The organism is Streptomyces mesophilus, assembly GCF_040300965.1.
GTDB lineage: Bacteria > Actinomycetota > Actinomycetes > Streptomycetales > Streptomycetaceae > Streptomyces > Streptomyces mesophilus_A.
Window position 1 is genome coordinate 1 of record NZ_JBEPEW010000241.1, and the last position, 7,904, is coordinate 7,904.

The 7,904-nt window shown below is 71.6% G+C and carries 6 protein-coding genes and 1 pseudogene; 2 read left to right on the top strand and 5 right to left on the bottom strand.

What is annotated here, in order from left to right; genetic code table 11:
• Both ABT367_RS39695 and ABT367_RS39700 read right to left on the bottom strand, forming a co-directional pair.
• Positions 1–190: pseudogene (locus tag ABT367_RS39695) on the bottom strand (oxidoreductase); the annotation flags it as partial.
• A gap of 252 nt (positions 191–442) precedes the next feature.
• Entirely contained in the window at positions 443–1,615 is a 1,173-nt protein-coding gene (locus ABT367_RS39700; RefSeq protein ID WP_352258624.1) for an NAD(P)-binding protein, read from the bottom strand.
• A 143-nt stretch (positions 1,616–1,758) separates the two neighbouring features.
• Between ABT367_RS39700 and ABT367_RS39705 the strand changes: the two genes are divergently transcribed.
• The gene (locus tag ABT367_RS39705; protein ID WP_352258626.1) at positions 1,759–3,306 is read left to right on the top strand and encodes a DHA2 family efflux MFS transporter permease subunit; all 1,548 of its coding nucleotides are present in this window, start codon (positions 1,759–1,761) and stop codon (positions 3,304–3,306) included.
• Positions 3,307–3,362: 56 nt separating this feature from the next.
• Here ABT367_RS39705 and ABT367_RS39710 read toward each other — a convergent pair whose 3' ends face one another.
• Genes ABT367_RS39710 through ABT367_RS39720 form a run of 3 tightly spaced genes read right to left on the bottom strand, consistent with a single transcriptional unit; the run spans position 3,363 to position 5,549 of the window.
• Positions 3,363–3,833: a GNAT family N-acetyltransferase gene (locus ABT367_RS39710; RefSeq protein ID WP_352258628.1), complete on the bottom strand. Its 471-nt coding sequence runs from the start codon at positions 3,831–3,833 to the stop codon at positions 3,363–3,365.
• Complete coding sequence (locus ABT367_RS39715; protein ID WP_352258630.1) at positions 3,830–4,738, bottom strand: aminoglycoside phosphotransferase family protein; 909 nt, start codon at positions 4,736–4,738, stop codon at positions 3,830–3,832. Before ABT367_RS39715 ends, ABT367_RS39710 begins: the two co-directional genes overlap by 4 nt.
• Positions 4,739–4,781: 43 nt before the next feature.
• The gene (locus ABT367_RS39720) at positions 4,782–5,549 is read right to left on the bottom strand and encodes a DsbA family protein (protein ID WP_352258631.1); all 768 of its coding nucleotides are present in this window, start codon (positions 5,547–5,549) and stop codon (positions 4,782–4,784) included.
• A gap of 117 nt (positions 5,550–5,666) precedes the next feature.
• Here ABT367_RS39720 and ABT367_RS39725 point away from each other — a divergent pair, with 117 nt between their 5' ends.
• Positions 5,667–7,070 (top strand): NAD(P)/FAD-dependent oxidoreductase, encoded by a 1,404-nt coding sequence (locus ABT367_RS39725; protein WP_352258632.1) that lies wholly within the window; start codon positions 5,667–5,669, stop codon positions 7,068–7,070.
• The last annotated feature ends 834 nt before the right edge of the window (positions 7,071–7,904 follow it).

A 7,904-nucleotide genomic window follows, 5' to 3' on the forward strand; every position in this document is an offset into this window, starting at 1 on the left:
GGATGGTCGGGAGCTCGACCGGCGCGGGGGCCGGGCCCTGGATGCCCTCGCGCAGGGCCGTGTCCAGGAGGTGCACGCCGGCCGCGCGGACCGCGATCCGCACCTGGCCCGGGGCCGGGTCCGGGTCTTCGGTCTTCTCGTACGTGAGGTTTTCGGCGGGGCCGAAGGTGTGGAGGCGGATGGCGTGCACTTTGGGGCTCCCCTGGTTGTCGGCTGGCGTCGGGCTTGTGCTGCGCTCCACTGTTCAACCTCGAGTTTGGTTGAGGTCAAGGCCTCGGGATTCCCCTACCTGCCCCTTCCCGCCTGTGACATTTGCGGCTCCGCCGCGTGGGGGGCTCCGCCCCGGACCCCCGCATCCGAACTTCGTTCGGATCTGCTCAATCGCCGCAGGGGCTGGGATTGACGCAAGGGCCGGGATTGACGCAGGGGGCGAAGGATCCGCTCACGCCACCCGTAGCTGCCGTACGCCCAGCCGTCGGGTTGCCAGCGTCGCCGCCTCCACCCCGCTCGTGAACGACACCTCCGACAGCACCCCGGGCGCCGCCACCTGGTCCCCCGCCAGGTAGATCCCGTCGCCCCGGTCCACCGCCGGGCGGTCCCGCCAGGTCGTGCCCGGCAGGTCGACCGCTCCGGTGCGGCCTGCGGCGAGGGCCTCGCGGCGCCACGTCAGGCGCTCGCGCCAGCCCGGGAAGCCCAGGTCGAGCAGCCGCTCGGCGCGGGCGATCGCGGCCGCGCGGGGCTCGTCGGGGGCGAGCGGGATCTGGCCCTGGATCAGCTGTTCGCCGCGGGGCGCGAGCGAGCGGTCCTGGGCCGTGAAGCGCTCGATCCAGCCCGCCTCGTCCAGGTCCGAGACGATGAACGCGTCACCGCGGCGCGTGCGCAGACCGAGGTCGATGAGGGCCGTGCGGCCGCTCTCCCAGCGCAGGGAGTCGTCGCCGAGCAGGCGGCGGGCGGCGTCCAGGGAGGTGGCGACGATCACCGGTCCGTCCTCGGGGAGTTCGGCGAGGCGTGAGGCCGTCTCGATGCGTACGCCGAGGTCCCAGGCGTGCGCGGCCATCCTGTCGATGACGGAGGACCAGCCGCCGACCGGGTAGTGCGCCTCAGGGGGCAGCTTGGCCGCGCGGCGCAGGCGCTCGTGCACGAAGCGGGCCGAGAGCGCGCCGGGGTCGTGGTGGAAGAGCGCGACCGCCGTGTAGCGGGCCGCGGCACGGGCGCCCTCCTCGCCGACCTGCTCGACGGCCCAGGAGAGGAAGTCCCGTTCCACCGGGGCCTGTTCGACGCCCCGGCGCAGCAGCTTCAGCATGGCGAACGGCGGCGTACGGCGCAGGGCGCCGCCGTGCCGGAAACGGAAGCGTGCGCCCTCGAGCGGCGGCACCGACGCGATCGGCCCGAGCAGTCCACGCTGCTTGAGCCAGGTCCAGTGCGGGCCGCCGTTGTAGAGGGCGTGGGGGCCCTCGTTGGTCCGGTACTGCCCGGTCTCCGTCGTACGCGCGCGGCCGCCGAGCGTGTGGTGCGCCTCGTGCACGACGACCCGCGCGCCCGCCTCGGCGGCCGTGATCGCGGCGGTCAGTCCGGCGAACCCGCCGCCGATGATGGTGATGCCGTCCCTGCCCATGACCTGCACTCTCCCTGTTCGCGGTTGCTGTCCTCACGTACCGACGGATGAGGGTGGGCGGGATGTGACATCGGCGCACGCGGTGACGGCAGGCCCCGGCGCACAAGACGCGGGATTAGCCCATTTGTGCTGTTCTGGAGGTTATGAGCACGAGCGAACGCGGACCCGCGATACCCGTTCAGGAGCCCGACCCCACCCGCTGGTGGGGCCTCGTCGTCATCGCCCTCGCGCAGCTGATGGTGGTGCTCGACGCGACGATCGTGAACATCGCGCTGCCCTCCGCGCAGGCCGATCTCGGTATGTCGGACGCGAACCGGCAGTGGGTGATCACCGCGTACACCCTGGCGTTCGGCGGTCTGCTGCTGCTCGGCGGCCGGATCGCGGACCTCATCGGCCGCAAGCTCACCTTCGTGATCGGCCTGATCGGCTTCGCGGCAGCCTCGGCGCTCGGCGGTGCGGCGACCGGCTCCGGGATGCTGTTCGCGGCCCGCGCGCTCCAGGGTGTGTTCGCCGCGGTGCTCGCGCCGTCGGCGCTCTCACTGCTGACCACGACGTTCACGGACCCGAAGGAACGCGGCAAGGCCTTCGGCATCTACGGCGCCATCGCGGGCGGCGGCAGCGCGATCGGTCTGATCGCGGGCGGTCTGCTCACCGAGTACCTGAACTGGCGCTGGTGCCTGCTCGTCAACGTCCCCATCGCCGTCATCGCGGTGATCGGCGCGTTCATGTTCCTGCACGACCGCGAAGGCCACCGCGAGGCCAAGCTGGACGTGCCCGGCGTGCTGCTCGGCTGCGGCGGTCTGGTCGCGATCGTCTACGGCTTCAGCGAGGCGCAGCCGCGCGGCTGGTCCGACTCCCTGGTGCTCGCGCTGCTCATCGGCGGTGTGGCACTGCTGGCGGTCTTCGTGTGGTGGCAGACCAAGGCCGCCAACCCCCTGCTTCCGCTGCACATCATCAAGGAGCGCAACCGAGCCGGCTGCTTCCTGACCATGGGCCTGGCGACGATCGGCATGTTCGGTCTGTTCCTGTTCATGACCTACTACCTGCAGGTCATCCTCGGCTATTCGCCGGTCAAGACGGGCCTGGCGTTCCTGCCCATGACGGTGGCGATCATCATCGGCTCCACCCAGATCTCGGCCCGTCTGATGCACCACGTCGCCCCGCGCCTGCTGATGGTGCCGGGCATGATCCTCGCGACGCTCGGCCTGATCATCCTCACCGGCCTCACCGTGCACGCCGAGTACGCCACCCACGTCCTGCCGGCGATGCTGCTGCTCGGCCTCGGCATGGGTCTGGTCTTCATGCCGGTGATGGCGACCGCCACGCAGGGCATCGCGCCGCAGGACTCCGGTGTCACCTCGGCGACCGTCAACACCTCGCAGCAGGTGGGCGGTTCGATCGGCACGGCGCTGCTCAACACCATCGCGACCAGCACCTCGGCGACGTACATCACCTCGCACATGGCCGACGCGGCCCGCGAGAGCGGCCAGCCGCCGACCGACCAGATGAAGCAGCTGATCGGCGCGGAGGGCATCGTGCACGGCTACACCGTGGCGATCTGGTGGGCGGCCGGGATCATGCTGCTCGGCGCGGTGGTCGCCGGCCTGATGGTCACGGCCCGCGCGCCCCGGCACGACACTCCGGCGGAAGGCCACGCGGAGGCCGAGGCGAACACGGGCGTGATCCTCTGACTCCCGGGCTGGACGAGAGCCCCTCGTCTAGCTCCCGAGCTTCTCCAGCGCCTCGTCTAGCTCCCGAGCTTCTCCAGTGCCTCGTCCGTCAGCCGGTACACCGTCCACTCGTCCTGCGGCCGCGCGCCCAGGGACTCGTAGAAGGCGATCGACGGCGCGTTCCAGTCGAGGACCGACCACTCCAGGCGGCCGTAGCCGCGCTCCACGCAGATCCGGGCCAGCTCGGTGAGCAGCGCCTTGCCGTGACCGCCGCCGCGCGCCTCGGGGCGTACGTAGAGGTCCTCGAGGTAGATGCCGTGCACGCCGCGCCAGGTCGAGAAGTTGAGGAAGTAGACGCAGAAGCCGACCGGCTCGCCCGCCTCGTTCTCGGCGATCAGGCTGTACGCGGCGGGCTGCTCGCCGAAGAGCGCGGTGTGCAGCTGCTCCTGGGTGGCCTTGGCCTCGTCGGGGGCCTTCTCGTACTCGGCCAGTTCACGGACCAGTCGGTGGATGACGGGGATGTCGGCGGGGGTCGCGGTGCGAATCATGGGCGCACGGTAACGCGGCGGTCCAGGAGCAGCCGTCCGATTTCCAGCTGCTGAGACTGGAACTCGGTCTCGTAGAACTCCTCGTCCTCCACCGCCCACAGCGAGTTCTGCAGCACCCTCCCGAGCGTCCATGCGGCGGCCCGCTGCCGGTCGAGCCCGCACGCCTCGGTCAACAGGTCGAAACGCCACAGGACTTCGGCCGGATCGTAGAGATTGTCGAGAGCCGGCATCAGATCGAATCCGGGGTCTCCGGCGAGCGGCTTGGGGTCGATGGCCAGCCACGGCTCGCGCTCGGCGGCGAGGACGTTGTCGAAGTGCAGGTCCCAGTGCAGCAGCCGGTCGCCGGGCTCGTCGATCACCTCGCGCACCTGAGCGGCGCAGGCGAGGACCAACTGCCGGTCCTCCTCGGCCAGTTCCCGTACGGCCTCGGGCGTCTCGTCGAGCATGTCCCGCGCGATCGTCTCCAGGGTGCGCAGTCCGGGCGGTGCGGGGACGGCGGTGAGGCGGGCGAGCAGCTCGGCGAGGATACGGGTGGCCTCGCGGGAGTCGTCGAGGGCCGACAAGTGGCGCTTCTCGTCGAGGCGTTCGAGCAGCATGGTGCCCGTCGCGGCGTCATGGCCGAGGAGCCGGACCGCCCCGTCGCCGTCCCAGGTCCGCAGCCCCACGGGCTCGCCCTCGCTCTCCTCGTCGAGGAGCTGGAGCTTCAGGGCGGCCGGGGTGCCGTCCGCGCGCTCGACCGGGAGCACCAGCGAGGCCATGCCGTACATCGAGGGGCCGGTGCGCCTGAGCTCCCAGCGCTCCAGGAACTCGGCGGCCCGCTCGGGCAGCGCGTCGATGAAGGCGCGCCCCGCCTCGCCGTTGTACTTGATCTGCGTGGTGGCCAGCTCTTCGGGGACCTCGATCATTCCCAGATCGTACGAGGGTCGGGGCCCGGAGATCGTACGAGGCTCAGGACCCCAGCGCCTTGGTGAAGCCGTCCGCCGTGAACAGCCCCTCGCGGGTGTCGATCTTCTTGCCGTCGATCAGGACCGCCGGGGTGCCGCGCTCGCCACTGGCCTCGAAAGCCTGCTCGGACTTCTTCACCCAGTCCTTGTACGTCATGTCCCTGACCGCCTTGTCGAAGGCGGCGCTCCGCAGCCCCTTCACCTGGTCGGCGATCTTCAGCAGATGGTCCGTGTTGTAAGCATCCGGGGAGCCCTCCTCGGGCTGGCTCGCATAGAGCGCGGCGTGGTACTCGGCGAACTTGCCCTCGCCGAGCGCGGCCCGCAGGGCGTTGGCCGCGTGGGTCGAGGGGCCGTCGGCGCCCTGGTCCAGGAAGGACGCGACCGTGTACTCGGCCTTCGCCTTGCCGTCGCGGATCGCCTTGGCCAGACCCTCGCCGCCGCCCGTCTCGAACTTCGCGCAGAACGGGCACTGCGGGTCCAGGTACACCTTCACCGTGTGCGGGGCGTCCGCCTTGCCGACGACGACCGTGGTGCCGTCGGCGGCGAGCTTTGCGGGCAGGTCCGCGAAGAGCTCGGCGTCGGCGGCGGGCTTGGCGGCCAGGGCGGCGCCGGCGCCCGTCCCGCCACTGTCGGTGGACGAGCAGGCCGCCGCGGAGACGCCGAGCGCGGCGACGGCGGCGAGGGTGACGAGCGCGCGGCCGTACCTGCGCACGGACTGGGCGCCTGCGTTCCTGCGTACGGGCTCTGCGCCTGCGTTCCTGCGTACGGGCATGATCCAGACCTCCGGGGCGACGGTTCCGGAGGAAAGACGGGCCGCGGCCCGGCCCCGTTACGGGTCAAAGGTCCCCCGCCCTGCCGCCATCCGGCCCGCGTCCGCTACCTTCCGGCCATGAACGCGTCAGCAGCGAGCACGGTGAACGGCGGCATCTCCTTCTGGTACGCGGACCAGCCCGCGCCCTCCCCCCGCGAACCGCTCGCCGGCGACGCCAGCGCCGACGTCTGCATCGTGGGCGGCGGATACACGGGGCTGTGGACGGCGTACTACCTGAAGAAGGCCGCGCCCTTTCTCCGCATCACGCTCCTGGAGCAGAAGTTCTGCGGTTACGGCGCCTCCGGGCGCAACGGCGGCTGGCTCTACAACGGCATCGCGGGACGCGACCGGTACGCCGCCAAGCACGGCAAGGAGGCCGCGACGCGGCTCCAGGAGGCCATGAACGCGACGGTCACGGAGGTCGTCGATACGGCCGCGGCCGAGGGCATCGACGCGGACATCCACCACGGCGGCGTACTGGAAGTGGCTTATACGCCCGCCCAGTTGGCTCGCCTCAAGGCCTTCCACGAAGCAGAGCTGGCGTACGGCGAGAAGGACCGGCTGCTGCTCGGCGCCCGCGAGACGGCTGCCCGTATCCGCATAGCCGGCGCCGTCGGCTCGTCCTGGACGCCGCACGGCGCGCGCATCCACCCGGTGAAGCTGGTCACCGGGCTCGCGCGCGTGGTCGAGGAACTGGGCGTGGTGATCCACGAGTCCACGCCCGTGACGGAGATCCGCCCCAAGCACGCGGTCACGCCGTACGGCACGGTGCGTGCGCCGTACGTCCTGCGCTGCACGGAGGGGTTCACGGCGGCTCTCAAGGGCGAGAAGCGCTCCTGGCTCCCGATGAACTCCTCGATGATCGCCACCGAACCGCTCACCGAGCAGCAGTGGGAACGCATCGGCTGGGCGGGCCGTGAGGCGCTCGGCGACATGGCGCACGCGTACATGTACGCCCAGCGCACGGCGGACGGGCGGATCGCGCTCGGGGGGCGCGGGGTCCCGTACCGCTTCGGCTCAAAGACGGACAACGACGGCCGCACGCAGCCCGCGACCGTCGACGCACTGCGCGAGATCCTCGTCCGCCTCTTCCCCTCCCTGGCCGGCGTGCGGATCGACCACGCCTGGTCCGGGGTGCTCGGCGTCCCGCGCGACTGGTGCGCGACCGCCACCCTCGACCGCTCCACGGGCCTCGGCTGGGCGGGCGGCTACGTCGGCTCGGGCGTGGCCACCGCCAACCTCGCGGGCCGCACCCTGCGCGACCTCGTCCAACAGGACTCGGGCCAGGCGGGCCCCACGGAACTGACCGCGCTCCCCTGGGTCAACCACAAGGTCCGCAAGTGGGAGCCGGAGCCGGCGCGTTGGATCGGCGTGCATGGTCTGTACGCGGCGTACCGGGCGGCGGACCGCCGCGAGGCGTCCTCCCACTCCGCTACTACGGACCGACTGGCGCGGTTTGCCGACCGGTTGAGCGGGCGGTGAGTTTCAGGGGTCGGGGCACCCCCGGTGGAACCGCCCAAGGGCGGGCTCGCTCGGCCCCTTCGGGCCGCGCTCCCCGCGGGGGGTGCGGGCTGTGGGGCGGCTATCGGGTGAGTGCGTTTTCGGGGCGGCCGAGGTCTCGTCGATCCCCTTCGGTCCGTCGCGGCCGGGGCTTCATCCGCTGAATGGTTGCGCTCCGGTGGCCGGTTACGGTGCCTCCGCCCGCCCACTGCCGCCCGCGGCACCACGGGGCTTCCTTTCCCCCATTGAGGCCAGCGAACGGCACATCACACCCAGTCCGCCATCCGCCGTCCCCCGTCCCCCGTCCGTAGCCATTGGGGGACCTTCTGTTTACGCCGAATGCGGCAAACCGGACAGCGGAGTGAACGAATGGTCCCCCGATCACCCAACTTCCCTCCACCGCGCGCAGGTTGGCTGACTCGCGAGCCCGAACTAGCCACCGCCATCGCCACCGCCATCGTCATCGTCGCCATCCCTGAGAGCAATTGGGGAAAGGAAGCCCCGTGGCGCGGCAGTCGACAGCGGACGGGCGGAGGCACCGCAACCATGCACGCACCGCAACCATCCCAGCGAATGAAGCGCCGGCCGCGACGCACCGAAATCGATCCACGAGACCTCGGCCACCCCGAAAACGCACCCACCGTCAGCCGCCGAACAACCGCAACCGCCCCGCGGGGAGCGCGGCCCGCAGGGGCCGAGCGAGCCCGCCCTTAGGCGACGCCCCGCCACGCCACCCCCACCGCCCGCGCCCCACCGCCCCGCACCCCGCGGCCCGCCCCCGCACCCCGCAGCCGCACCCGCACCCGCACACGCACC

Coding starts and splice junctions, on each gene's coding strand:
- ABT367_RS39725 (WP_352258632.1), top strand. CDS start 5,667: ATGAACGCGTCAGCAGCGAGCACGGTGAACGGCGGCATCTCCTTCTGG.
- ABT367_RS39715 (WP_352258630.1), bottom strand. CDS start 4,738: ATGATCGAGGTCCCCGAAGAGCTGGCCACCACGCAGATCAAGTACAAC.
- ABT367_RS39705 (WP_352258626.1), top strand. CDS start 1,759: ATGAGCACGAGCGAACGCGGACCCGCGATACCCGTTCAGGAGCCCGAC.
- ABT367_RS39720 (WP_352258631.1), bottom strand. CDS start 5,549: ATGCCCGTACGCAGGAACGCAGGCGCAGAGCCCGTACGCAGGAACGCA.
- ABT367_RS39700 (WP_352258624.1), bottom strand. CDS start 1,615: ATGGGCAGGGACGGCATCACCATCATCGGCGGCGGGTTCGCCGGACTG.
- ABT367_RS39710 (WP_352258628.1), bottom strand. CDS start 3,833: ATGATTCGCACCGCGACCCCCGCCGACATCCCCGTCATCCACCGACTG.